General features: G+C 62.5%; 25 protein-coding genes. 11 read left to right on the top strand and 14 right to left on the bottom strand.

Annotation, left to right across the window (positions count from 1 at the left end):
- Positions 1–2: 2 nt before the first annotated feature.
- The 3 genes from CQ12_RS07555 to CQ12_RS07545 are packed head-to-tail and all read right to left on the bottom strand — an operon-like array spanning position 3 to position 2,510.
- Complete coding sequence (locus tag CQ12_RS07555) at positions 3–1,187, bottom strand: acyl-CoA dehydrogenase family protein (RefSeq protein WP_057834715.1); 1,185 nt, start codon at positions 1,185–1,187, stop codon at positions 3–5.
- The gene (locus tag CQ12_RS07550; RefSeq protein ID WP_057834714.1) at positions 1,180–2,061 is read right to left on the bottom strand and encodes an HpcH/HpaI aldolase/citrate lyase family protein; all 882 of its coding nucleotides are present in this window, start codon (positions 2,059–2,061) and stop codon (positions 1,180–1,182) included. Before CQ12_RS07550 ends, CQ12_RS07555 begins: the two co-directional genes overlap by 8 nt.
- Complete coding sequence (locus CQ12_RS07545; protein ID WP_057834713.1) at positions 2,058–2,510, bottom strand: MaoC family dehydratase; 453 nt, start codon at positions 2,508–2,510, stop codon at positions 2,058–2,060. The genes CQ12_RS07550 and CQ12_RS07545 overlap by 4 nt, the downstream gene beginning before the upstream one ends.
- Positions 2,511–2,636: 126 nt before the next feature.
- On the opposite strand from CQ12_RS07545, the gene CQ12_RS07540 reads away from it, so the two are divergent.
- Positions 2,637–3,650 (top strand): NADP-dependent oxidoreductase, encoded by a 1,014-nt coding sequence (locus CQ12_RS07540; RefSeq protein WP_057834712.1) that lies wholly within the window; start codon positions 2,637–2,639, stop codon positions 3,648–3,650.
- 11 nt (positions 3,651–3,661) lie between these two features.
- On the opposite strand, the gene CQ12_RS07535 is transcribed toward CQ12_RS07540, so the two are convergent.
- On the bottom strand, positions 3,662–4,537 hold the full coding sequence (locus CQ12_RS07535; RefSeq protein WP_057834711.1) for an SDR family oxidoreductase: 876 nt from the start codon (positions 4,535–4,537) through the stop codon (positions 3,662–3,664).
- Between the two features lie 140 nt (positions 4,538–4,677).
- Between CQ12_RS07535 and CQ12_RS07530 the strand changes: the two genes are divergently transcribed.
- Positions 4,678–5,481 carry an enoyl-CoA hydratase/isomerase family protein gene (locus tag CQ12_RS07530; RefSeq protein WP_198164089.1) on the top strand — a complete coding sequence of 268 codons (804 nt, stop codon included), beginning with the start codon at positions 4,678–4,680 and terminating at the stop codon, positions 5,479–5,481.
- Between the two features lie 23 nt (positions 5,482–5,504).
- Here CQ12_RS07530 and CQ12_RS07525 read toward each other — a convergent pair whose 3' ends face one another.
- The 3 genes from CQ12_RS07525 to CQ12_RS07515 form a co-directional block, all read right to left on the bottom strand.
- Positions 5,505–7,130, bottom strand: coding sequence for an AMP-binding protein (locus CQ12_RS07525; protein ID WP_057834709.1), 1,626 nt, complete (start codon positions 7,128–7,130; stop codon positions 5,505–5,507).
- Between the two features lie 133 nt (positions 7,131–7,263).
- Complete coding sequence (locus CQ12_RS07520) at positions 7,264–8,064, bottom strand: enoyl-CoA hydratase/isomerase family protein (RefSeq protein WP_057834708.1); 801 nt, start codon at positions 8,062–8,064, stop codon at positions 7,264–7,266.
- Between the two features lie 46 nt (positions 8,065–8,110).
- Positions 8,111–8,992 carry an SDR family oxidoreductase gene (locus tag CQ12_RS07515; protein WP_057834803.1) on the bottom strand — a complete coding sequence of 294 codons (882 nt, stop codon included), beginning with the start codon at positions 8,990–8,992 and terminating at the stop codon, positions 8,111–8,113.
- A 221-nt stretch (positions 8,993–9,213) separates the two neighbouring features.
- Here CQ12_RS07515 and CQ12_RS07510 point away from each other — a divergent pair, with 221 nt between their 5' ends.
- Positions 9,214–9,738 carry a MarR family winged helix-turn-helix transcriptional regulator gene (locus tag CQ12_RS07510; protein WP_083519171.1) on the top strand — a complete coding sequence of 175 codons (525 nt, stop codon included), beginning with the start codon at positions 9,214–9,216 and terminating at the stop codon, positions 9,736–9,738.
- Between the two features lie 42 nt (positions 9,739–9,780).
- Here CQ12_RS07510 and CQ12_RS07505 read toward each other — a convergent pair whose 3' ends face one another.
- The 3 genes from CQ12_RS07505 to CQ12_RS07495 all read right to left on the bottom strand — a co-directional run bounded on the left by CQ12_RS07505 (position 9,781) and on the right by CQ12_RS07495 (position 12,413).
- Positions 9,781–10,746, bottom strand: coding sequence for a Bug family tripartite tricarboxylate transporter substrate binding protein (locus CQ12_RS07505; RefSeq protein WP_057834707.1), 966 nt, complete (start codon positions 10,744–10,746; stop codon positions 9,781–9,783).
- A 166-nt stretch (positions 10,747–10,912) separates the two neighbouring features.
- A complete protein-coding gene (locus CQ12_RS43465) occupies positions 10,913–11,248 on the bottom strand; it encodes a hypothetical protein (protein ID WP_157088052.1) in 336 nt (111 codons plus the stop codon).
- A gap of 157 nt (positions 11,249–11,405) precedes the next feature.
- On the bottom strand, positions 11,406–12,413 hold the full coding sequence (locus CQ12_RS07495) for an amidohydrolase family protein (protein ID WP_057834705.1): 1,008 nt from the start codon (positions 12,411–12,413) through the stop codon (positions 11,406–11,408).
- 175 nt (positions 12,414–12,588) lie between these two features.
- Between CQ12_RS07495 and CQ12_RS07490 the strand changes: the two genes are divergently transcribed.
- Genes CQ12_RS07490 through CQ12_RS07455 form a run of 8 tightly spaced genes read left to right on the top strand, consistent with a single transcriptional unit; the run spans position 12,589 to position 19,147 of the window.
- Positions 12,589–13,800, top strand: a complete 1,212-nt coding sequence (locus tag CQ12_RS07490; protein ID WP_057834704.1) for an NAD(P)/FAD-dependent oxidoreductase — start codon at positions 12,589–12,591, stop codon at positions 13,798–13,800.
- A 33-nt stretch (positions 13,801–13,833) separates the two neighbouring features.
- Complete coding sequence (locus CQ12_RS07485) at positions 13,834–15,105, top strand: aromatic ring-hydroxylating oxygenase subunit alpha (RefSeq protein WP_057834703.1); 1,272 nt, start codon at positions 13,834–13,836, stop codon at positions 15,103–15,105.
- Positions 15,106–15,122: 17 nt separating this feature from the next.
- Positions 15,123–15,608: an aromatic-ring-hydroxylating dioxygenase subunit beta gene (locus CQ12_RS07480; protein ID WP_198164088.1), complete on the top strand. Its 486-nt coding sequence runs from the start codon at positions 15,123–15,125 to the stop codon at positions 15,606–15,608.
- Positions 15,609–15,621: 13 nt separating this feature from the next.
- A complete protein-coding gene (locus tag CQ12_RS07475) occupies positions 15,622–16,383 on the top strand; it encodes an SDR family oxidoreductase (protein ID WP_157088051.1) in 762 nt (253 codons plus the stop codon).
- Between the two features lie 10 nt (positions 16,384–16,393).
- On the top strand, positions 16,394–16,708 hold the full coding sequence (locus CQ12_RS07470; protein ID WP_057834700.1) for a non-heme iron oxygenase ferredoxin subunit: 315 nt from the start codon (positions 16,394–16,396) through the stop codon (positions 16,706–16,708).
- Between the two features lie 2 nt (positions 16,709–16,710).
- On the top strand, positions 16,711–17,394 hold the full coding sequence (locus CQ12_RS07465; RefSeq protein ID WP_057834699.1) for a TetR/AcrR family transcriptional regulator: 684 nt from the start codon (positions 16,711–16,713) through the stop codon (positions 17,392–17,394).
- Positions 17,391–18,290, top strand: coding sequence for a VOC family protein (locus CQ12_RS07460; protein ID WP_057834698.1), 900 nt, complete (start codon positions 17,391–17,393; stop codon positions 18,288–18,290). Before CQ12_RS07465 ends, CQ12_RS07460 begins: the two co-directional genes overlap by 4 nt.
- Complete coding sequence (locus tag CQ12_RS07455) at positions 18,287–19,147, top strand: VOC family protein (protein ID WP_057834697.1); 861 nt, start codon at positions 18,287–18,289, stop codon at positions 19,145–19,147. The genes CQ12_RS07460 and CQ12_RS07455 overlap by 4 nt, the downstream gene beginning before the upstream one ends.
- 67 nt (positions 19,148–19,214) lie before the next feature.
- Here the strand turns inward: CQ12_RS07455 and CQ12_RS07450 are convergent, their stop codons facing one another.
- The 4 genes from CQ12_RS07450 to CQ12_RS07435 all read right to left on the bottom strand — a co-directional run.
- Complete coding sequence (locus tag CQ12_RS07450) at positions 19,215–19,985, bottom strand: polysaccharide deacetylase family protein (protein WP_057834696.1); 771 nt, start codon at positions 19,983–19,985, stop codon at positions 19,215–19,217.
- Positions 19,982–20,827: a polysaccharide deacetylase family protein gene (locus CQ12_RS07445; protein ID WP_057834695.1), complete on the bottom strand. Its 846-nt coding sequence runs from the start codon at positions 20,825–20,827 to the stop codon at positions 19,982–19,984. Before CQ12_RS07445 ends, CQ12_RS07450 begins: the two co-directional genes overlap by 4 nt.
- Entirely contained in the window at positions 20,824–22,365 is a 1,542-nt protein-coding gene (locus CQ12_RS07440; RefSeq protein WP_057834694.1) for an ABC transporter substrate-binding protein, read from the bottom strand. The genes CQ12_RS07445 and CQ12_RS07440 overlap by 4 nt, the downstream gene beginning before the upstream one ends.
- Before the next feature lie 16 nt (positions 22,366–22,381).
- Positions 22,382–23,208: ATP-binding cassette domain-containing protein (locus tag CQ12_RS07435; RefSeq protein ID WP_157088050.1), on the bottom strand; the 827-nt coding region annotated here is incomplete at its 5' end.

The following is a 23,208-nucleotide window of genomic DNA, read 5'->3' as shown; positions in this document are numbered from 1 at the left end:
GATCAATAGCTCTTCGGCAAGTCGAGCACCTTCTCCGCGATAAAGCTCAGGATCAGCTGTTCGGTGATCGGCGCAAGCCGTGTAATCGCGACCTCACGAAACAGCCGCTCGACGTGATACTCCTTGGCGTAGCCGAAGCCGCCATGGGTCATGATGGCCTGCCAGGCCGCATCGTGACCGGCGCGGGCGCCCAGAAACTTCGCGCTGTTGGCCTCGGCGCCGCACGGCCTGCCGTTGTCGTAGAGCCAGGCGGCACGCGTCGCCATCTGCCATGCCGCCTCCAGATACATCCAGCGCTCCGCCAGCGGATGCTGTATGCCCTGGTTCTGACCGATCGGACGATCGAACACGATGCGCTCCCGGGCGTAGCGTGTCGCCCGACGCAACGCATCCTGCCCGATCCCGATCGCCTCGACCGCGATCAGGATCCGCTCGGGATTGAGGCTGTGAAGGATGTAGGAAAAACCCTTTCCCTCCTCACCGATCCGGTCCGCTTCCGGAATGAACAGCCCATCGATGAAGATAGCGTTGGAGTCCACCGCCTTGCGGCCCATCTTCGGAATGCGGCGGACCTCGATCTTCGAACGATCGAGGTCGGTGTAGAAGATGGTGATGCCGTCGGTCGGCCGCTTGCAGTCCTCGAACTTGGTGGTCCGCGTCAGCAGCATGATCTTGTTGGCGACCTGTGCGGTCGAGGTCCAGACCTTCTGTCCGTGGACGCGGTAGCCGCCGGGCACTTTTTCGGCAAAGGTCTTGATGCGCGTGGTGTTCAGCCCGGCATCCGGTTCGGTGAAGCCGAAGCAGCATTGGTCTTCGCCTGAAACCAGCCGCGGAACCCAGCGCCGCTTCTGCTCATCCGTTCCCTTCACGACGATCGGATGCGGGCCAAACAGGTTGATATGCACGGCGGACGACGACGTCATGCCGCCACCATGGCTTGCCACCTCATGCATCATGATGGCGGCTTCGGTCACGCCAAGGCCGGAACCGCCATACTCCTCCGGCATGGTGATGCCGAGCCAGCCGGCATCGGCCATCGCGCGGTGAAATTCGCGGGGAAACTCCCCGTCCTCGTCGCGCGCCAGCCAGTACTCATCGTCGAAGCGGGTGACGACGGCGCGAACGCCGTCGCGAATGGCGGCATGATCTTCCGGCACGTCGCGCTGATTGGAGAACGATTTATCCATTGAAACCTCCCTCCCCGACGGAAGCCAGCGTTCGACGCGCGGCGGTCAGATGCGGCATGTCGTACATCTTGCCGTCGATCCCGACCGTTCCGATCTCGGGATTGGCAGCGAATGCGGCGACGACACGGCGCGCGTGTTCGAGGTCGGATTCCGACGGCGTGAAGCAGGTGTTGATGGTCGCGACCTGATCGGGATGGATCGCGATCCGGCCGACAAATCCGTCACGCCGCGCGATCCTGCAGCTTTCCGCAAGTCCGGTCTGATCCTTGAAATCAGCATACAGCGTTTCGAGCGCCGCCGCGTCCGCGGCGCCCGCCGCGAACAGGCATTGTGTCCGCGCCACCTGGTAAGGAAACGTCCAGCTTCCATCCGCTTCCTTGTTGGTGAGCGCGCCCAGCGCCGCGCCCAGATCTTCCGCGCCCCAGGTCATCGCCACCAGACGCTTGTTCTTGCGCGAATAGCCGTTGAAACCAATCATGGCGGCAGGCGTTTCGGTGGCGACGACCAATAGCTTCACGTGGCCGGGCGTCATGCCCGTGGCCACCTCCAGCACGTCGACATAGTGCGAGACGAGATCGACATCCTCGATGCCGTTGACCTTGGGAATGAGAAGGCCGTCGAGGCCCGGACGCACCACCGCCGCCAGATCTTCCAGCGTAAGGCCGGTGCCGAACGGATTGATCCGAACCAGGAACGACCAGTCCCTCTCCGCCTCCCCCAGAAGCGCCTTGACGGCATCACGGGCAAAGGCCTTTCGGCCCGGCGCAACCGAGTCCTCCAGGTCAAGGATCAGCGCGTCCGCGCCGACGCCGGTGGCCTTGACGTATTTCCGTTCGCTGTCGGCCGGCACGAACAGAAGGGAGCGCAGTCTCATTTGGGTTGCCTCATCATCAGAGCGTTCCTGCGGCAGTAGATCACTTCCTCATCGCGCTGATTGAACCCGCGATGCTCGAAGGTCACGATGCCCTGCGTCGGACGCGACTTGCTTTCGCGCAATGATACGACCTTGGTCTCGGCCCGCAGCGTATCTCCGCCGAATACCGGGCGCGGAAACTTCGTGTCTTCCATTCCCAGATTGCCGACGGTGGTTCCCAACGTCGTGTCCTGAACCGACAGCCCGATGACCAGGCCGAGCGTGAAGATCGAATTCATCAGCGGCTTTCCGAACTCGGTGCCCTTGGCGTATTCGTGATCGATATGCACGGCCGCAGGGTTGTAGGTCAGCGACGAGAACAGGATGTTGTCCATATCGGTCACGGTACGCCGGATTTCATGGGAGAATGTCTGTCCGACCGAAAATTGTTCGAAGAAGAGCCCCGCCATTTGTTGCCTCTTGCTTGATCCCGGGGGTGAATAAGACGGCCTGCGCCGCAACGCTTTCTTGTCTTCGAGGCGTTTTCTATCGTATTGCGATATCGTACACAAGTGTACGAATTGGGAGGATTGACCATGGGCGCTATCGTGAACCGACAGGTGCGGCTGGTTTCGCGGCCGCGGGGAATACCACAAGCCGAGCATTTTGCGCTGGCTAAGGAACCGATGCCCGCGCCCGGCAAGAGCGAGATCCTGGTCAGGAACCGCTACCTCTCAGTCGATCCGGCCCAACGCGGATGGGCTAATGATGAAGGGAACTACAGCGCGCCGGTGCCGCTCAACTCGCCCATGCGTGCGCTCGCCGTCGGCGAAATTCTCGAGAGCAATGCCGCTGAGTTTCACGCGGGCGAGTTCGTCTATGGCTGGTTCGGCTGGCAGACGTACTGTGTCGCCACGCCACAGGCCGTGCTGCGCCGCGTAACACCCTCGGCATTGCCGCTGAGCGCCAATCTGGGCCTGCTCGGCATCAACGGTCTCACGGCCTACCTGGCGCTGCACCGGCTCGGCGATCCCAAGCCCGGCGAACACGTGCTGGTCTCGACGGCGGCCGGCAGCGTCGGAAGTTTTGTCGGACAACTCGCACGGATAGCCGGTTGCCATGCCGTCGGGCTGACCAGTTCAGCCGAAAAGGCAGCGCTGGCGCAAGCGCGCTACGGCTATCGGCAGATGATCAATTATCGCGACACCACCGATCTTGCCGGCGCGATCCGCGAGGCATGCCCTGACGGCAACGACATCTTCTTCGACAACACCGGCGGGCCAATCGCCGATGCGGCGATCCGCTCGATGCGGCTGCGCGGAAGGATCATCCAGTGCGGCACGGCCGCGAACGCCTCCTGGACGCCTGTTCCCACAGGGCCCCGTCCTGAACGGGAAGTTCTCACCCGTCGCCTGCGATGGTCGGGCTTCATTATCTTTGACCACATCGCCGAGTTCGAGGAAGCGGCAACGCACCTGACGCAGTTCGCACTCGACGGCAAGATCGTCCACGATGAGGAGATCCTGTCGGGGCTCGAACACGCTCCCGGCGCCATTGCCCGGCTTTACCGCGGAGAGAACCACGGCAAGCTGATCATTGCCGTCGACTAGGCGACGGTCGGTTACGCGCTGGCTTTCCGCCTCATCACCTCGGGCAGTGTGGCGCGATGAAAGCCTTCAAACGGCACGCTGCGGCTGTGTGGCTCCAGCTTCCAGGTGGTTCGTGCATTCGGCGTGCCGCCGTCGACGCGAAGGCAGGAGCCGGTGACATAGGCGCCCGCCGGCGAAAGCAGGAAGATAATGGCGGCGGATATTTCCGCTTCGGTTCCAAACCGCTGCAGCGGCACGCGCTCGGTGAAATCGTGCAGTTTCGCCTGCATCTCCGGCGTGTAGGTATCGAAGCCGCTCGACACAATGCCGCCAGGCGCCACCGCGTTGACGCGCACGCCCGATCCCGACCACTCGCAGGCCGCCGTTTCAGTCAGCGTCAGCATGCCGCCACGGGCAGCCGCCGAGTGGCCGAACTCCGGCCAGCCGTGCCAGATGTCGGCGATGATGTTCACGATCGCGCCGCCATTGGCTTCCATCCAGCGGTTATAGACCTCGCGCATGAAGATGAAACCGCCCGTCAGATTGTTGCGCACGACGGCCTCGAATCCCTTGGTGGAGATCGCCTTCAGCGGCGCACGAAACTGACCGCCGGCGTTGTTGACGAGGCCGTCGATGCGCCCGTATTTCGCGAGCACCGCTTCGATGGCGGTCACGACCATCGCGTCATCGCGGATGTCGCAGGCGTGGCTCATCACCTGCCCCCCATCCTCCTCGATCTCCCGCTGTACCTCGTTGAGCTTTTCTATCGTTCGGCCCAGGATCGCCACGTTCGCGCCGAGGGCGGCAAGCTCATGGGCCGTGCAGCGACCGATTCCGCTGCCTCCGCCGGTCACGATGATCGTCTGACCCTTGAACAGGTCCGGCCTGAACACGGACTGATATGGCATGGTCTCGTCTCCCTGACGTCTTGTCGCTATCTTGCGGCCCTGTTGCGAGCCCGCTGGATGCTCCTGCGAGCATTGCGCCCGATTATGGTACACTATATTACTATCTATCATCAAAGACAATGAACGATGGGAGATCGCCCGTGACGCAACCGAACACGATTACCCTGGAAACCCGCGGCGCGATCGAGATCCTGACCTTGAACCGCCCCGACCAGCTCAACGCCGTCTCACCGGAAATGATCGAGGATCTGACCGGCTATTTCGCCGGTCTCCACGGCCGGCCGACGACGCGCGTCGTGATCCTGCGCGGCAACGGACCGCAATTTTCCGCCGGCGCCGAACTCGGCTCGGATGCGTTTGCCGCACCCGGCAAGGGACGGCCGCAGCGCCAGCTCAGGATGCAGCAAAACTATTCCGGCGTGATCCGCTTGATGCGATCCTGCCCGCAGCCGATCATCGGGCTTGTCCATGGTGCCGCGTGCGGCGCCGGCTTTTCTTTCCTGCTGGCCTGCGACGTCCGCTTTGCCGCGCCGGATGCGCGGATGAATGCCGCCTATATCCGCATCGGCGTTGGTGGCTGCGATATGGGTTCAGGCTATCTCCTGCCCCGCCTGGTAGGCCTTTCCGTCACCTCCGAACTGTTGCTTACGGGCCGCTTCCTCAGGGCCGAGCGCGCCAAGGCGATCGGGCTCTTCAGCGATATCGTTCCCGCCGATGAACTGCTGGCCAAGGGAATGGAATTCGCCTCCGAAATGCTGCGCGTCTCGCCGATGGGACTGCGGCTCACAAAGCAGGCGCTCAACGTCCTCATCGACGCCCCAAGTCTGGATGCGGCCCTCATGATGGAAGACCGGCAGCAGGTGATCCTGCTGGAGACGAATGATCACGCGGAAGCGGTCGCGGCATTTCGCGAGCGGCGGGATCCGACCTACAGCGATCAATAACCGGGACGGATGCCGCCTCTGCGCTACTTCGTTTCGGCAAACGCCGCAGCGATTTCCTTCAGCTTGAACTTCTGGATTTTGCCGCTGGCGGTGCGAGGAAGGTCCGCGACGACCTCGACGCGCTCCGGCCAGAACTGCTTCGCCATTTTGCACTCGCCCAAATAAGACTGCACCGAGGCCAGATCGATCGTGCTGCCCGATCGCGGGACGATGAACGCGCAACCCCGCTCGCCGAGCCGCGCATCCGGAAAACCAACGACGGCGACTGCGGCCACGGCAGGATGCTTGTAGAGCAGGTTCTCGACCTCGACGACCGGCACGTTTTCGCCGCCTCTGATCAGGATGTCCTTCACCCGGCCCGAGATGCGGATGTAGCCATCCTCGTCCATGTAGGCGAGGTCACCGGAATCGAACCATCCCTCGCCGTCAAATGTCTGGAGCTCCGGCCGCTTGTAGTAGCCCTTGAACATCTGGGCGCCGCGAACGAGCAACCGGCCCGACTGACCGGCGGGCACCGGCTTGCCGTCGAGATCGACAATCCGGACTTCCATCCCATCCTGCGCCCGACCGTCTGTGGTCGCCGACTTTTCTCCTGCCCGCGAAGGTTCGGTGAGCGTGCCCGACAGAATCTCGGTCATGCCCCAGAGCGAACAGACTTTTAGACCGAGTTCATTGGCCGCCCGTTCGATCAGCACGGAAGGGATCGGCGCGCCGCCGCACAGGAACGAGCGCAGATCCTTCGGATGAGGAGCGCCCGCCTTCACGGCCTCGCAGATGTCGCTCAGGAACGGCGTCGAGGCGGCGGTATAGGTAACGCCTTCACTCGCCATCAGGCCGACGCCGTGCTTGGCCTCCCACACGTCCTGAAGGACCATCGTGCCGCCAAGATAGACCGAGAGCAGAACGATCGCGGCATATCCCGTCATGTGGCCCACCGGCGAGGCCACCAGCATGACATCGCTGGAATCGAGACCGAACCTGCCCGTCAGCGCCTTGCAGCAGGCAACGAGCGAGTTCGACGTGTGCATGACGCCCTTCGGCTCGCCTGTCGTGCCCGAGGTGAACATCAGGACAGCCATGTCATCCGGAGCCAGCCCTGAGGGAAGTTTTGCGGGATCGGACGCCAGCAGCGCTCGCTCGAAACTGTCAGGTCCGTCGCCATCGACGACGATCACGTGCTGGAGATCGGGCAGATCGCCGCGCATCCCCTGCGCCATCGCCGCGTAGTCGAATCCGCGGTAGGTCTTCGGAACGATGAAGACCTTGGCCTTGCAGAAATTCAGGATGTAGACCAGTTCGCGCTCGCGCAGGATCGGCATCACCGGATTCATCACGGCGCCGATCTTGCTGCAGGCGAAGGCAGTGACGACGAATTCCCACCAGTTCGGGAGTTGCACCGTCACAATGTCGCCGCGCCCGACGCCGAGTTGCAGCAGCGAGGTGGCGGCGCAGTTGGCGCGCCTTTCGAGCTCCTTGTAGGTCAGACGAAGCGCCTGCCCGCGATCTGCCCGGTCGGCGACGATCGACACCTTGTCAGGCGTCCTGGCCACCGCCTCGGTAAGAAGCTGATCAACGGTCTTGTCGAGCCAGTATCCGGCGTCGCGGAAACTGGCGGGAGAAACATCTCGCTTGGCGGCGGCTGCGGTCATCTTTCCCTCCTGCGGCGGATTCTTCCGAATTCTATGTTCGGATTGATTTAGTTCACTAGTGTACCTTATTCTGGATTACGATAGCTTGCAACTGGGCAAGATTGTCGCGTCCCGATGGGGCCTGGCGCTGACTTCATCGCCCGGTGAATACGGGCTTTCGCTTTTCGACGAATGACTTGACGCCTTCGCGCGCGTCGGCCGTCCGCGCAATGGCGGCGAGCGTTTGCGCCTCCTCCTCCAACTGGCTTTCGAGCGACCGGTCCAGCGTCTGCGAAAACAGGCGTTTGATCGCGCCATAGGCTTCGGTCGGACCCGCCGCCAGTTCCCGCGCTATTCGTTCTGCCTCGCGCTGCACGTCGCCATCGGGAACGACGATGTCGACGAGGCCGAGCGACAGGGCTGTGCTGGCGTCCAGCGTCTCGGCCAGCAGGAAAAATCGTCTCGCGCGCGCCACGCCGATCCGGCGCGTGACCGTGGTGGTGGAGCCGCTGTCCGGGCTGAACCCGATCTTTGAGAAAGCCGACGAGATGCGCGCAGATTCCGCAGTGACAACCAGGTCCGCAGCCGCCATCAGCGACACGCTTCCACCGGCGACATTGCCGTGCACGGCGGCGACGACAGGCGCCCGCATCCGAACCATTCGCGCAATCGCGGCATGAAGATCGGCTGTCCACGCCTTGATCGTTCTGGGCAGCGCGTCCCCCTGCTTGACCAGCGAGGTCAGGTCGCCGCCGACGCTGAACAGACGGCCTCGCGCCGACAGCAGGACCGACCGCACGTCGGCCCGTTCGCTGAGTTCGGCAACGCACAGGCTGAATTCGCGGCAGAACTCCCCATCAATCGGATTGCCGCGGTCTGGCTGATTGAGAACGATGTGGGCAAGGCCGGCGTCGATGGTGCAATCAAAGCTCTTGGTCGACATCGCGAGATCCATGGGTGCCTCTCTCCTCGTGCCGCAAGCCAATTTTGTCGCTCACGCGTCAGATCGACCGCGTTTCCTTTTCCTTCCGCACCGAGGCCTGAATGGCCTCGCGGGCACGCTGCCAGTCGGCCGGCGACAGTTTTGCCAGGCCCGCGAAAGTGCTGGGCGCCGCCAGATGATGGCCGCCGTCGATGCTGATCGTGTCGCCGGTGATGTAGCTGCAGCCATCCGACATCAGAAAGATCAGGAGATTGCGCAATTCATCCATCTTGCCGAAACGACGCAACGGAACCTCGTCCGCCTGCGTCGCGCCGACGCCGGTTTCCGCCAACGGATTGAGCTTGTCCCACGCGCCTTCGGTCGGAAACGGACCCGGCGCGATCGCATTGACGCGAATGCCCTTGGGACCCCACTCGACCGCCAGCGACATGGTCATGGCGTGCACCGCCGCTTTCGCCATCGCCGCCGGCACCACGTAGGCCGATCCGGTCCAGACCCAGGTGACGAGATTGCTGATGATGACGCCGGGCAGCCCCGCAGCAATCCACCGCTTGCCGCAGGCAACGGACGCGTAAAACGAACCGTCCATCACCGTCGACCGGATCGCCTCGTAGCCTCGCGGCGACAGGCTCTCGGTCGGTGCCAGGAAATTGGCGCCCGCATTGTTGACGAGGCCGGTGAGCGGACCGTCCGCCCATATTGCCGACATCATCGCCTCGATGCTATCAGGATCGCGGACGTTGGCGATCAAGGCGTCGGCTTGCCCGCGCGATCGTTCGCGGATCTCGGCTACCGCGAGATCCAACACCTCCTTGCGCCGCCCGCAAATGTAGACATGCGCGCCGTGGGCCGCGAACCCCACCGCCATTTCCTTGCCAAGCCCGGTGCCTCCGCCCGTGACCAGGATGCGCTTGCCTTGAAGCACGGCGGCGTCGAACATGGTGGTCTTCCTTCCCTGCGGCGCGATTTTGATCGCGCTTCGCGATTTCCGGCCAGAACCGGCATCACAATTCATACACTAGCGTACTTATTTTGTAAACCGATTAACGGCTGGCTGGAAAAAGCTTCAGTTCGCGCCGGAAATCGCGATATGCCCTTTAAAATACGCTGGTGTATGGTATTAGTTGAAGATCCGCCCCGACTCGCTTCAAGGGAAACATCATGGTTGATCAGCCCGATTGGGATCTCCGGCTAGGATATCTCATCCACGACGTGTCGCGGCTCAGGAGGATGATGTTCGACCGCGCCCTGGCGCCGCTCGGAATCACCCGCTCGCAATGGTGGGTACTCGCGTTCATTTCGCGCAAGGACGGCCTGCCCCAGACCCAGCTCGCCAACGAGCTCGACGTCGGAAAGGTTGCCGTGGGGGCGCTGATCGACCGCCTGGAATCTTCCGGCTTCGTGATCCGTCAGGCCGATCCCGTCGATCGGCGCGTCAAGCGCGTCTACGTCACCAAGCAGGCCCGCGGTTTCCTCGAAAAACTTCGCAAGGAAACCGACAAGTTCAACGCCATGATCGTCAACGGGATCGACCGCAAGCAGCTTGAAGGCGCATCGGATGCGCTGCTGGCCATGAAGCACAATCTGCTCGCCATGTCCGATGGTACGCTGCCGGAGGGTCAGAAGGAGAGCGAGGAGACGGAAGCGCCACGCGCCAAGACCCGCAAGCGACGACGGGCGGCTTGAGACGCGTAACGTTCAGATACGCCGGCATCGATGGCCGAAGGATCATTTCTTCTCGATCTTCGCGATCGCAACGATCTCGGCCCAACGCTTGGTGTCCGCCGCCTGAAATGCTTCCAGTTCCTCGGGGGTCGCGCGAAATGGCTTTGCGCCGACCGATTCCAGATATGCCTTGGTTTCCTCGCGCGTGACGAATGCGGTCGTAAGCTCATTGAGCCTGGCAATGACATCGGCCGGCGTACCGGCCCGCACATAGACGCCGACCCAGGCGGTCATATCAGATCCGGGTAACCCGGCTTCCGCCACCGTCGGAACGTTCGGCATCGACGCCAGCCGCTCGCTGCTGGTCACCGCCAACACCCGCAAACGCCCATCCTGCACCAAGCCTTGCGCGCTGGATGGATCGGCGAACACGCAATCGATCTCGCCGGAAAGAACGTCGGTCAGGGCCTGGGGCATTCCGCGATAGGGAACGTGCTGCATTCCGATTCCAGCACGAGAGCGGAAGAGTTCGGCCGCACCCCGGCTCGACGTGTTGCCGCTGCCAAATGACAACGGCTTCTCGCGCGCCTTTGCCAACGCGACGAATTCGGCCACGTTGCGCGCGGGAAACTCTGCCCTGACCGTCAGCATCATTGGAATGGTCATGATCCCGGCAACCGGCGCGAAATCGCGGGCGGGATCATAGGGCATCGAATTGAATAGATTGACGTTGGCGGCTTGGGTCGAGTTGGTGGTCACGAACACCGTGTATCCGTCGGCCTCGGCCTTCAAAACCGACAACGCCGCCAGATTGCCATCGGCACCCGGCTTGTTCTCGACCACCACGGCTGCGTTGGTGGCAGCCCCGATGCTTTCGGCCAGACGCCGGGTCACGGCATCGGTCGCGCTGCCCGCCGGGAACGGCACGACGAGGTTGATCCGCCGCGACGGATAGGATGCAGCATCGGCCCCGTTCATCCCGAGCAATACAACGAACAGGCTGAACGCGATCGTCCGGCACGCGCGCATGACTTGTTCCTCAACATCAACAGGTTGCCGCCATTGGCCGGAGAGACGGTCCTCGATTTGTTCTTACTTGTACGCTGGTTTACTATCCAAGAGAACATTTTATTACAAGCAGTCCATCCGGTTTATCGATCCCACCGAAACACCGGCCAATGCTGATACGTCAGACCTACCCGCAAGGTTCCGATTCACCTGTCGTCCCGACCAGTTCAATTCGGTCAATGCCGGCGAAGAGATCATCCGCCCTGGCAAGATCCGTTGCGAAATGCATGGGATCGGCGTGACCGCAGATCACGTCGGGAAAATGCCAGTCCACCGTTGCCAGAACCTTGTCTTTCGCCAGGATCGCCAGTTTCAACGGATGTCGCCTGCCGATACCGCGCTCGCTCTGATAGCCGTCGGCAATGCAATACAGTTCCAATCTCACCTTGCCTTCGCCGACATGCTGAACCGACACCTCGATATCGCAGAAGCCAAACGCGGCATCATCGCTCGAACCTTCCATGTAGAAATAGAACGCGCCTATCTTGCCATGCGCACATCTGCCGAGCGCGCTGCCGCGCGGTACTTGCGGGTCCGGGCGGGCCGGCGTGCGCGGCGGCAGCGGTCCCAGCGAACAGAATTGGGGATAGGAATAGCACGTACCCAGGACAACCTCCCTCTCAACGGGCGCGGCGCGCCATCGACCTTGTTTCGAGGCCGAGCAGGTTTCGCGCATTATCAGCGAATGTTTCGCGCGCAATGCCCAGCGCTGCTTCCGCGAATTCGGCCGGACGGTCCTGCTTGATGGTAAATGGATAGTCCGACCCCACCACCAGCCGCTCCTCGCTTACCTTTGTAACGAGATAGTCCAGCGCCGCGCGATCATAGAGGATGGTATCGTAATAGAATGCCTTCGCCATCTCGCCAGGATCGCACGAAAACAGGCTATCCAGAGGTGGACCAATCGCCCTCGCATGCCGCAAGCGCGGCAATATCCAGGGCAGCGCTCCGCCTCCGTGGCTGAGCAAGACCCTCAATTTCGGAAACGCATCGACAATGCCGCTCGTCATCAGGGACACCGCCGCGAAGGCCGTTTCCAGCGGGAATGCGGCAACGGCGGCGAGTTCGGGCCGTCCGCCCATGCGGTCGAGGCCGAGCGGATGCAGCGGGTGGACCATCACCATCAGGCCGGCCTGTTCGGCCGCGGCATAGACCTCGCGCAGCCGCGCATCGCCGAGCGGGATACCATTGATGTGGGTCCCGATCTCGATGCCCCGCAGGCCGAGCGAACTCACTTCCTCCAGCCGTCTGACCGCGAGCGCCGTATCCTGCATCGGCACCATGCCGATGCCGATGAAATGCCGGGGGTGCGCACTGCACAGTTCCGCGATCCCCTCATTGACGTGACGGCAAAGTGCATCCGCGTCCCCAGTCGGAAACCAGTGCGACAACAATTCCGGCATCGGCGAGACGACCTGCACGTCGACGTCATCAGCCGCCATGTCGCCGATCCGGCGTTCTGCATCCCAGCTTCTGGAATCGATGACGCGAAATACCTTGCCGCCGACGATGACCGCGGCAGCATCGTTCTCTCTGGTCTCGATCGACGGCCAGAGCGGATTGCGCCCCGTTTCCAACGGGATGCTGCGCGGAACGAAATGGGTATGGAGGTCGATAGCCTCGGCCAAAACGCTTCCTCGTTGTCGTTATGCACCGAAACGTGCCGTGCCAAACATTCGGCCGACGCCGTCGCGATCTTACTTTACAAGCAGGTTGGACTGTTTTTATTATGCTTGCAATCGAAGAATAAATGTCGGCCGCGACAATCGCGGTCGGGGGAGCTAAACGGACGAGATCCGAAAATTGTCGGCGCACATCGAAAACATCGTGATTGCAGGTGCGGGTCAGGCCGGCGGCCGGGCCGCGGAAGCCCTGCGCGCAAGGGGCTTTCAGGGCGCAATAACGATGCTCGGCGAAGAACCGCACCCGCCCTATGAGCGGCCGCAACTCTCGAAGGAAATGCTTCACGAGCCGGACACGCCCGTCACCTATATCAAGCAAGCCGGTGACTGGCACGACAAGTTGAAAGTCCGGCTCGAAACCGGCGCGGCCGTAACCGATTGCGATGCTGATCGCCGGACCGTATCGACCGCGGACGGCCGCTCATTCGCTTTCGACCGCCTGCTGATCGCGACCGGCACGCGCCCTCGCCGCTTCGCGGCGCTCGAGAATTGCGGACTTGAGGTTCAATACCTCCGCAATGTCGAGGATGCGCTGCGCCTCCGCAAGTCGATCCAGCACAAGTCACGAATCGTGATTGTCGGTGGCGGCGTGATCGGCCTGGAAGCAGCCTGTGCGGCGGCAAAGATGGGATGCGCGGTCACCGTGATCGAAAGCGAACAGCGCCTGCTGGCGCGCGCGTTTCCGTCCATCGTCAGTGATCTCGTCGCGGCAAAGCACCGTAGCCATGGCGTCGGCTTCATTTTCGGCACGACGGTTAGCGGCGCCACGGCTGATGGCGTAACCCTCCGCGATGGCCGCAAGATCGCCGCCGATCTGGTGCTGGTCGGCATTGGCGTCGAATCGGTGCCGACCGTCGCCGATCGCCTTGGGTTGCCGTCGACTGCGGGGATCGCGGTGGACGCCAACGGCCGTACCGCGGCGCCCGGCGTGTTCTGCGCGGGAGACGCCGCGTTGCAATGGAGCCGCTGTCATGGCCGCGCCATCCGGGTCGAAACCTGGGCCAATGCGCAGAACCAGGCAATATCGGTCGCTGCCAACATGATCGGCGAGGCAAGCGCATATAACGACCCGCCCTGGTTCTGGACCGATCAGTACGACCTGAACATTCAGGTCGCCGGCGACATGCTCGACAGCGATCACATCGTTCGTGGCGATACGCGTTCGGGAAAGTTCTCGGTAATCGCGATGCGCGGTTCGGATGTGGTCGGTGCGCTGTCGGTCAACGCCGCCAAGGAGATGGCCATGCTGCGGCGTGTGATCGCGGCGAACAAGCGCCCTGCTCGTGCCGATCTGGAGTCACCTGCCTACGATCTGCGGACCGCCTTGAAATGAAAACAGGCAAAGAACTCTTGGGGAGAGACAGCAATGAACGCGTTCCAGCGGATGAACACCGCGCTCATGGTCGACGAATCCAGAAAGATCTTCAAGGTTTCGCGCCAGGCCTTTGTCGACCCCGATATTCTGGAGGCCGAGCGGACGCGAATATTCGACAAATGCTGGCTCTATCTCGGCCATAGTTCCGAACTCGCCAAGCCCGGCGATTTCGTCACCCGTCAGGTGGGCGGCCGAAACATCCTTTTCGCACGCGACAGCAAAGGCAATCTCAAGGCGATGCTGAACACCTGCCCGCATCGCGGGGCCCAGGTCTGCCGCGAAAAACACGGCAGCGCCAAATCCTTCCAGTGCTTCTATCACGGCTGGGTCTTTGGGCTCGACGGAAGGCTGCGTAGCCAACCGGGAGAGACGTCTTACGCCGAGGATTTCAAGGAGCGTTCGCCCTCCAACATGCAGCAGGTTCCGCGCTTCGAAAGTTATCGCGACTTCAATTTCATCTGTTTCGACAAGGGCGTCGAAAGCCTCGCGGACTATCTCGGCCCGGTCAGGGAATATCTCGAAGTGATCTGCGACCAGGCCGAAACCGGGATGACCATCGTCGGCGGTACGCAGGAATATTCGATGCGCGCCAACTGGAAGCTTCTGACCGAAAACAGCATCGACGGCTACCACGCCCTGACGACGCACGCGACTTATCTGGACTATCTGAAGTCGGCGACCGGGGCGCTTGCCCAGGTCGCGTTCGAGGGATCGGCTCGCGATCTCGGCAAAGGCCATGCCGTACTCGAATACAAGGCGCCCTGGGGCCGTCCCGTGGCGCAATGGATTCCTTCCTGGGGCGAGGAAGGCAAGCGCGAACTCTCGCGTCTTTATGACGGCCTGCTCACCCGGTTCGGGAAGGAACGGGCCGACCGCATCGCCACCTTCAATCGCAACCTGTTCATCTTCCCGAACCTCGTAATCAACGACATCATGGCGGTGACGGTGCGGACCTATTATCCCGCCGCACCCGATTTCATGAATATCAGCGCCTGGGCGCTCGCCCCCAGGGAGGAGACCGAATGGGCGCGGAAGTACCGGCTGTTCAACTTTCTCGAGTTTCTCGGGCCCGGCGGCTTTGCGACGCCCGACGACGTCGAGGCGCTCGAACAATGTCAGCGCGGCTTTCGCAACTCCGCCGAAGCGCAGTGGAACGATATTTCAAAGGGCATGGGCAAGGAAAATCCGTCCTATGACGACGAGTTGCAGATGCGTGCGTTCTGGTCGAACTGGAATGAACACGTTTTCAGGGTGCCGGCATGAGCGACGGAGTAACAGTCATGCACGCGATAGCTCGCACGGAAGTCGAGGATTTCCTGTTTGCGGAAGCCGAACTGCTCGACGAATGGCGCCTGCCGGAATGGCTGGAACTGTTCACGGATGACGCGATTTACTATGTCCCCGCCACCGATCTCGCCGTCGATGCTTCGCCTGACAACAATTTGTTCTATGTCGCCGATGACCGCTTCCGGCTCAGCGAACGGGTCAAGCGCCTGATGAAGCGAACCGCACACGCCGAGTTCCCGCATTCGAGGACACGTCATCTCGTCAGCAACGTGCGAATCCGAAAGCAGATCGGCGACGATCTGGAGGTCAGCTCGGCATTCATCACCTATCGCACCAAGGATGGCGTGACCGACACCTATTTCGGCAGCAATCGCTATCGCCTGGTGCCCAGCGCCGGCACGTTCCGGATCAAGGAGAAGCGCTGCCTTCTGGACAGCGAGGGGCTGCGCGCCCAGGGTCGCGTCAGCATCATTCTCTGAAGAAATGGCGGACATGGACAAAAAACTCAGAGATAATGTTGCCATTGTCACCGGTGCGGCAAAAGGCATCGGTCTTGCGATTGCTGAGCGGCTGGCAAGGGACGGCGCCAGGCTGGTGCTTGCCGATCTCGACGAGAGCGGACTGCAGCAGGCTACCGCGCATCTCGCCAAGGAGTTCGGCGCGGAAGTCGCGAGCCATGCCGGCGACCTCGCCAATCAAGATACAGCCGAGAAGACCGTCAACCTTGCGAGCGCGCGGTTCGGCCGGCTCGACATTCTCGTCAATAATGCCGGCGGCGGCATCATCAAGGCCTTTGCGGAGCATTCGCCGGAAACGCTGAAGACCACGATCGACCGCAACCTGTGGACTGTCCTGTGGTGCTCCTGGTATGCGGTCCCCAGGATGCGCGCGCAGGCATATGGCCGCATCATCAATCTCGGCGCGGACTCCGTCCGCAATGGTTTGTGGGATCACGCCGCCTATAACGCCGCCAAGGGCGGCGTTCACGGCCTCACCACCGGCATGGCGCGCGAATTCGCCCGGGACGGCATAACCGTGAACACGGTCGCCCCCTGCGCTGTGAACACACCGCAGATGATGGCGATCACAAAGAGCAACCCAGAACTCGCCGCCAAGTTCGTCAGCGTCATCCCCATGGGCCGTCCGGCCGAAATGGAGGAAGTCGCGTCCATGGTCTCTTATCTCGCTTCCGCCGAAGCCTCGTTCGTGACCGGACAGGTCATCAGCGTCAACGGCGGCAGCACCATGCTCTAGGTTCCATGCGATGCCCGAAACAGTAACTCTTTGTGCCGCCGAGGAGGTGGTCGAAGGCGAAATCAAGCAGGCTCCCCTGCCCGATGGCTCCAATGTCGCGCTCTATCGGGTCGATGGCACGATCTACGCTACCGCCGACATGTGCACGCATGGCGAAGCCTCGCTTGCGGAGGAAGGCATCATCAGCGGGAAGATCGTGGAATGCACTTTTCATTTCGGCACGTTCGACGTCACCACCGGCGAGCCGATCGGAATGCCCTGCGAGGTTGCATTGAAAACATATCCCGTCACCATCGTTGACGGACAGGTCCAGATCGAGGTGTGAAAATGGCGAGCCGTCCCGACCGTGTCCCCGCCCCGCAAAGAACCGCGCGCCGATCGCTTGGCACCGCCCGGCGACGGACCCAGGCGGAACGCACCGAGGAGACGCGAACGCGAATCCTGAAGGCTGCATCGGAGCTGATACGCCGGCGCGGCTATGCCCGTTTTCGGACCGCTGATGTCGCCGCCGAGGCGGGCTTGTCGCGGGGGGCGCAACTCCACCATTTCCCGACCAAGGATTCGCTCGTTGTTGCGACGCTGGAGTATGTTTTCGAACAGGCCCAGATCCAAAGCCGTCGTCGCGCCGCCGCCGTCAACCGGCCGCGCGACCTGATCGAAGCCGTCATCGAGGACGCCCGCGAATTCTTCTTCAGCGAACACTTCATGGTGGCGATCGACATCGTGCTGTCGACCTCGACCGACCAGGCCGTCCGCAAGCAAATCCTCGACATCTCCCGCAAGGCCCGCCGGCCGGTCGAGACCGCCTGGACCGAGGCGCTGGCGGCGAGCGGCGTACCGGCCTCGCTTGCAGCCGACATCGTCGCACTGACGCTCAGCGTCGTCCGCGGCATGGCGCTGCGCACACTCTGGGACAATGATCCCAAATGGTTCGATGAGCTGTTCGCGGTCTGGCGGCGGATGATCAAGATTTTCCTCGAGCACCAGCATCCGAAGGCGCGGACACGATGAACAATGGCCGTGCGACACCGCTGATCAGTTCCGTCTGCTACGTCCGCTTGGCCGTCAGCGAGCCCAGCGCCAGCGCACGCTTTGTATCCGACATCTTTGGACTGCAGCGCGTCGCCGATCAGGATGGCGAGATTGCGTTTCGTTCAGACGACCGCTTTCGCACGGTCAGCCTCGGCCACGAGGCCCCGGATGGCGAAAGCGTTGGAATAGAAGTCTGGGACGATGAGGCATTGAGGGAGATCGGCCAGCGATTGCGCGAGGCCGGCTTTACGGCCAGGGAGGCCACCGCCGGCGAGTGCCGGCGCCGCTACGTGCAATCGTCGCTGATGGCCGAGGATGCATCGGGCAACCGGATTGATCTGGTGGTCCGGCCGACCCGAAGTGGCCGGCGCTGTTTCCCCGCGCGCGATGCCGGCATCGTCGCGTTTCACGGCGTTGGCCTCCGCACGACCGACCACGTCCGCGACCTCGCGTTCTGGCGTGCGCTCGGCGCCGAGGTCAGCGACTGGGTCGGCGATATCGCCTATGTCAGGATCGACGGACTGCATCATCGCGTTGCGCTTTATCCATCGAAACGTAACGGGATTCTCTACGCGGCATTCGAGGTCGAAGCGCTCGATCAGCTCATGCAGAACAGCTATTTCATGCAGGAAAGCCAGATCAGGGTCGTTCAGGGCCCGGGCCGCGAACCGGCCTCGCGCCAGATGTTTCTGCATGTCGAGGGACCTGACGGCCTGATCTTTTCTTATGTGAATGGCATGGCCACGTTCGATGGCAAGCCGCGACTGGCGCGGCAGTTCCCGCTCACCGCTACCTCGCTCTGCGACTGGGGCAGCGAAAGCAAAGATGTACCGGAACTGGGCGCAGCGGTGGAGATGCGCAGGAGATCGGCATGATTCAGCTAAAGGACGTGAGCTACGTTCGCCTCGGTTCGCCCGACCTCGAATCCGCCGAGAATTTTGCCACGACCTGCCTCGGGCTGCAGATTGCCGAACGCGGCAAGAAGGACCTCTACCTCCGCTCCGACGCCCGCGCGCACACGCTGTGCTATTCCGAAGGCGATCCCAATCATCAGACCGTCGGCTTCGAGGTCGAGGACGAGGCCAGCCTGCAGGTAGCGGCTTCGACGCTGGAGTCGCTTGGCCACGCCGTCCACGCGGGTTCCCCGCATGAGGCCGAGCAGCGCAAGGTGAGAGCCTTTATCGGTTTTCGCGATCCGACCGGTAACCACATTGAACTCGTGGTGCGGCCGGAACGAAGCGGGCGCCGCTATTTTGCCAGCCGCGACGCCGGGATTACCGGCTTCAGCCATATCGGACTGAATTCGACCGATCCTGCCCGCGACGAACGGTTCTGGACCCAGGTGTGCAACGCCCGCGTCAGCGACCGTATCGGCGACATCCCATTGATGCGCGTCAATGCGATCCATCACACGATCGCGCTTGTGCGTGCCCCGAAAGCCGGCATCCAGCACATCAATCATCAGGTGGAAAGCAGCGACGATGTGCTGCGCTCCTATTATTTCCTCAGTGAGCGCCGCGTTCCCATCGTGTTCGGCCCGGGCCGGCATCCGACGTCGGGCGCACGCTTCCTCTACTTCAGGGGACCCGACGGCATGATCTTCGAATATTCGGTCGGGGTCGACGAGATCGAGGACGAGGCCACGCACCGGCCGCGACAATTCGGCTTCGAGCCGACGAGTTTCTGCATGTGGGGCTCAAAGCCCGCCGGCATGGCCTTGCCGAACAACTGAACGCCCGGCGCGGCGACGTCTCGCCCCGCGAGTTTTTGCGCGGCAAACGATGGAACGAGCAACGGAACTAAGCTCTGGCCGACTCCGCGATCTGTTCCAGGGTCATAAATGAGGTGCCGGAAAGACCGCTCACCCAGGCGAGCAGATGATCGAGGGCGGCAATCCGGCTTGCGCGGGCACTGCCGTAGTCGCTGCGCGGATGCAGGGTCAGTGAAATCAGGCAATGCTCGCGATGCATTGCCTCGATCTCTTCCCGCCAGGTTTTCATGACCCGGTCGTGGGTCTGCCGCTGCGCATACAGCGTGGCGTCGATCAGAATTTCCGACTGCGGCACCTCGATCATCCCGACGCCACCGTCGGCATCGAGCGCATACGGCCCGTCGTCGTCCTGAAAACTCGCATCATAGCGGTAGCCAAGTTCGGCGAGATGGCCAAGGGTCCGTCCAGAAAGCCGCCCATGCGGCGCACGGAAGCCGCGCGGTGCTCGGCCCACAATGCGTTCGAGCGTCGCATGCGTTCGCGCCAGCAGCGCCCGCTCATCGATGCCGTCGGCGTCCATCTCCTCCATCGCCCAGCCGTGAGCCGCGATCTCATGCCCGCGCCCGGCAAGCGCCGAGATATAATCGGGATTGGCTTCCGCCTCGGCGCCCGGAACAAACACGGTCGCCTTGATACCGTGGCGATCGAGCAGCGCGAATAGCCGCTCGCATCCGACCGCATAGGCGTATTTTCCGTAGGAAGCCCGGCCGAACAGCGCATCCTCGCCAAGTTGGCGCTGCTCCACCGTCTTGCCCTGGAGATTGACGCTCACGCTGACGGGAATGGCGGTCATGGTCATTGTCCGCTCCAATCGCGCCGCCATTCGGCTGGCCGCGCCAGGCACCACTGCGCGAGCTCGAGCATGCCGACAAAGCGCACGCCCTCATGCGGCCTGATGTATTCGATCAGTCTTTCCACGATCGCGACGCGCGCCGGCGAGCCCGAGCCGTAACCGACGCGGGGGTGCACCGTGAGATTGAAGTAGCCGCCCTCGGCATAGATTGCGTCGAACTCCTGTTTCCAGTGAGTAAGGACTTCCGACGGCGGCGTATAGCTGACGCGATAGAACGGGAAATCGTCCAGGCTGGATGTGTTGTTGGGGAGGCAGACATAGTCGTTGCGCTCTTCGCCGTCGTAACGGGCGAGATACGGCAGGTCGAAATCCTTGTCGCTGGAATCATAGACATAGCCGAGCTCGCGCAATTTACGCAGCGTCCGCGCTGTCTTGTGTCCGGACGGCGACCGCCATCCTCTGGGCTCCACGCCAGTGATCTCGGTAAGTAGCCGGTGCGTGCGCTCGAGCAATTCGGGCTCGGCATCGCCGGGATCGGAGCCTTCATGAAAATAGCCATGGGAGCCGATCTCGACGCCGGATCGCGAGATGCTGCGGACCAGATCGGGGCTCACCTCCGCATCGTAACCAGAAACGTAGAAGGTCCACGGCACGTTCTGGCGCGCAAACATATCGACAAAGCGCGGAATGCCGCACTTGGCGGAATAGCGGCCGTGCGACCGCGCGCCATACGGCAACTGTCCTCGCCCCAGTTCCAGCGACGTGCCATCGAAGTCGAGCGTCAGGCCGATGACGCAGCGCGCGCCGTCCGGCCAGTGATGCTGCGTACGCCGGGCCAGCGAAATCATCTGATCACCTCGACATTCCAGAATCGCGGCTTGCGGCCGGGCCACGGCTCGTAGCCGCGGACCGCCTTCGAATAGGCCGACACGTTGACGCCCGAACTCCAGACGATCATCGGCGTATCGTCCATGAACAGTCCATGCAACTGATCGAACAGCGGCTGCCGCGCATCGGGCGATGCCGTGTCCATCAGCTTCGCCAGTAGCGCAATCGCCTGCGGATTGGACCAGACGCGGTCGGGCTGCGCACTCTTGTCGCCGATGAAGCGATCGAGCCCGAATACGGGATCGAGATAGGGCGTGTAGTTCCACACCATGAGTTGATAATCGCCCTTGGCGTAACGGCTTAACTGGGTCGCGAATTCCATGACCTCGACACTGATGTTGATGCCGGCCTGTTGCGCCATGGCCTGCACCAGCACGGCGACATCGTTCATCACGGCAAAACGCGAGTTGGTGGTGACCTTGATCGGCTGCCCCTTGTAGCCGGCATCGGCCAGCAGCTTCTTCGCGCGCGCAAGATCGTAACCACGGCCGCTTTTCTCGACCTCGCCGAAATAGCGGCTCGACATCGGCACCAGCGACGTGCTCGGCTTGGCGTAACCGTCGGTCAGAGTGTCGCTCATGCTCTGATAATCGAGCGAGGCGGCGATCGCCTCGCGGATGCGCTTGTCCTTCAACAGGGGATCGTTCGTCTGCATTACCACCGTATTCAAGGATGCGACCGGTGACGACGCGACGATGAGACTTGCGGCCTTCAGTTCGGGCGCGAATTTCGGATCAATCGCCGGCCACAGCTCGAGGTCGCCCGACCGCATCGCCGCTTTCGCCGCAGCAGGATCGGGAATCATGGTGAGCCTGACACGGTCGACCTTTGCAAGCTTGGCGCCCGAGAGACCGTCGGCAGGCTCGCTCCGCGCGACATAGTTCTCGCTGCGTGCCAGCTCGATGAACTGACCGCGCCGCCATTCAGTGAGCCTGAATGGGCCGGTGCCAATGGCGGCTTTCCACACCCCTTCGGGGCCGACGGAATCGGGATGCGCAATGCCGGTCCCGTCGCAATCGGCGCGCGCCATCATGCTGAGGAAGGCCCCGCTCGGCTCGGCGAGCCGAAACACGACTTGCGCTGGCGACGGTGCCTCGATGCCGACAATCTTGATCTGCCGCGTGCCGTCGAAATTGGTCCGGCACGGCCAGGAGGATTTGGGATCGAGAAAGCGCTCCCAGGTCCAGACCACCTCGCGCGAGCTGAGCGGTGCGCCATTGTGGAAGCTGACGCCGTCGCGAAGCGTGAAGGTATAGGTTCGACCGTCCGACGAGACCCCGATGTCCCTGGCCAACATCGGCGCCACGGTGCCGTCCGCTCGCCAGGCGACGAGACCTTCATAGATATTCTGCAGAACAGTACCGGTGTTGTCGTCAGGGCTGTTGCCGGGCATCAGTCCACGAATATCGGTCGTGATCATCGTCCGCAGCACGCTCTCGGCCCGGGCGCCCGAGATCACCGCAATCATCAATCCGAACGCAACAAGGATACGCTTCATTACCAATACCTTTTACTTAGCCGGACGCGCGCACGTTTTCCGGTCCGGAGAAATCGAGCACAGGCGCGGCCGCCAACAGTGCCTTGGTGTAGTCATGCTGCGGACGATCGAAAATGTCGTCGCGCGTGCCCTGTTCGACAATGCGGCCGCCCTGCATCACCACCACGCGGTCGGCGACCTGCTCGACGGCGGCCAGATCGTGGCTGATGAACAGACAGGCGAAACCGTATTGCCCCTGCAGCCGCTCGAACAATCGCAGCACCTGCGCCTGGATCGTCATGTCGAGCGCGGAGACCGGTTCGTCCGCGACCACGAAGGAAGGATGCCGCACGATGGCGCGCGCAATCGCAATCCGCTGGCGTTGTCCGCCGGACAGCTCATGCGGCCAGCGCTGCCCAAAGCCGGCAAGGCCCACCTCCTCCAGCATCGCCTCGACGCGCCGATCGCGCTCGGCGGTCGTAAGCTCTGGCACATGACGCAGCGGCTCGGCGACGATCTCACCGACGCGCATGCGCGGATCGAGCGACGAGTACGGGTCCTGAAACACGAGTTGCGATGCCAGACGAAACTCACGGTTGGGCACAGGGGCCACTTCCTTGCCGTAGAAGCGAATTTCTCCGCCGGCCGCCGGAATGAGCCGTAACATGGCGCGACCAAGCGTGGTCTTGCCGGAGCCGCTGCCGCCGACGACCGCCACCGTCTCGCCGGCGCCGATATCGAGGTCGACGCCATTGACGGCAGATACGCCTGCGGCGCGGCGGAACAGGCGCTGCCGGCCGCTGAATTCGACCTTGAGCGCGCGGACGCTCACCAGCGGCTCGCCGGCCGCCTGGCGCGCAGCAC

Source organism: Bradyrhizobium jicamae (genome assembly GCF_001440395.1).
Classification (GTDB): domain Bacteria; phylum Pseudomonadota; class Alphaproteobacteria; order Rhizobiales; family Xanthobacteraceae; genus Bradyrhizobium; species Bradyrhizobium jicamae.
The sequence above is the reverse complement of the archived record's forward strand: the minus strand, read 5'-3'. Positions and strand labels throughout refer to the sequence as shown.